We start from the raw sequence: 2,005 nt of genomic DNA, 5'->3' as shown, positions 1-2,005 counted from the left end.
CAGGACGACGCTGAGACGCCGGTCCGGACGCGCCCGGCGTGCGCGGTCGAGGAGGCGAGGCGCCAAGGCCGCTGGGCAGTCGTCATCGGCGTCCAGCATCACCAGGACGCCTGTCGCATCGGGGTTGAGCACGACGGTCCGCTCGATGATCCTCTCGATTCCTCCGGTGGTGGTCAGCTGACCACGGCCATACCGGCTGGGTCTGAGGAAGCGGGCTGACCAACAGCCGAACATGTCGTGCGCGAGTCGGCGAAGCAGCAGCGGCACGGCGCTGATCTCACCCGTGCCTTCGACGACGAGCGCGATGATCGGAGCCGGTTCCACGGCTTGGTTCACCACGCCGTGTCCGGCGGCTCGGGCCAAGGGGTGAGCTGGTTTGACCGCTGGAGTTCGCCGAGTGTCCCAAGGTCACGTCGAACGATCTCGCGGATGCGGTCATCCACCTCGGTGACAACCGTCGTACCGTTTCGCAGCTCAACGATCCGCGCTGCGTCGAGGGGGAAGTTCTTCTGGTCGAGAAGGTCGGCGCTCTGGGTCGCGACGACGACCTGGACATGCTCGGAGGCCTCGGCCAATGCGCTGAACAGCGCACCGACAGCACCGGCATGAAGGCCGAGCTCCGGATCCTCCACGACGACCAGGGGGATCGTGCCCATCCAGGTGCCGGTCTGGAACAGCGAGGCGAGTAGGCCGGTAGCCGCGAGTGTGCCGTCGGACATCGACTGGGCGGGGAACACCTCGACGCCGCCGTCAGCCGAGGGCTCCGCCATCCGCAGCCGAACGGTGTGGAACTCGTCGAGGGCGAACGTCTCGATGCCGAGTGCGCCGGGCAGAATCGCCGCGAGGTAGTCGTCGATCCTGCGTCGTGCATGAGGAAATTGGGTCGCGAGCGCATCAAGTACTTGGGGGAGCTGTTCGCCCGACGGCCCAAGCACAGAGCGCTTACTCCGCTGCCCGACGAGGCGCATTGTCGAGGGGCTCAGCGCATGGAACGCCATACCCCGCAACGCCGAGTAGACCATTGCGAGCGGCGGAAGGCGCGCGGCTGTCGGCAGGACCAGCGTCGTCGGGTCCGCGACCGGACCCATCAGCTGCGCCGGACCGGTGACGACCCGGCCCTCCTCGGCAGCGAAGCCGCCCGCAGCCTCGGCGCCGGTGAACTGGCACCACTCGCGCTCGATGTGCGTCCCCAGGTCGGTGGCCTCATCGAGCCGGAGCTCGAATCCATAGATCGCTGTCATGGGTTCCAGCGGTAGGGACAGGGCGTCACCTCGTGCCTGGCCGGGACGCGGGGAGATGCCAAGCTCCAGCTCGATCCGCACCCGGCCCGCCGGCCATGAGCCTCGGTGCAGGACCGTGGACAGGCCTTGCCGATCCTCTATTGCCTGCGCGGGCGAAGTCCTCACCACGTCCTGCACGAACCGCAACGCATCGATCACGTTGCTCTTCCCTGCGCCGTTCAGGCCCAGCAGCACAGTCAGCGGACCGAACCTGATCTCGGTATCCACGATCGACCGGAAGCCCTGGATACGCGCGCGGTGCAGGAAGGGCGTGAGCCGCGCACTGACCGCCGTCGCCACTCCGCCTCCTCACGCATCCAATTCACGCATCCCATTCGAGATCAGCGCACACGCTATCCCAGCGACGCCGTGCCCTACGCTCATCGCGTCAAGGGCAGCCCGATGGCTGGCCGGGACCGGGGGTGTGTGATCCCGTTCAGGTCGGCCCGGCAGGCCAGACGGGGACAGCGACTCCATGCTCGTCGATCCGGAGTCGTGGTGGGTGCGTCATCGCCTGTCACCCCAGGGGCCGTGCCTGCGCTTATCGGCATCCGGCGGGCGAGGAGGATGGCGAGGTGACGGCGATGCATGCCCGGCGAGGCTCCGAGGTGCCGATGGGCGCGGCTGTCAAGCGGCCGCATCGTGATCGACATCCAGAACCTCTGACACGCCGACAAAACGGGGAGGTTCTGGCAAAGATCGATAACGCTGTGACCTGCACAAAT

Annotated in this window: 1 protein-coding gene and 1 pseudogene; both read right to left on the bottom strand. The window is 67.3% G+C overall.

What is annotated here, in order from left to right:
• Positions 1-324: pseudogene (locus MJ785_RS15010) on the bottom strand (hypothetical protein); the annotation flags it as partial.
• 8 nt (positions 325-332) lie between these two features.
• Entirely contained in the window at positions 333-1,580 is a 1,248-nt protein-coding gene (locus tag MJ785_RS15005; RefSeq protein WP_239309878.1) for an AAA family ATPase, read from the bottom strand.
• Between the last annotated feature and the right edge of the window lie 425 nt (positions 1,581-2,005).

Origin of the sequence: Protofrankia sp. CiT1 (assembly GCF_917627335.1) — a bacterium.
Lineage (GTDB): Bacteria > Actinomycetota > Actinomycetes > Frankiales > Frankiaceae > Protofrankia.
This window is presented reverse-complemented; position numbering and strand designations above follow the sequence as displayed.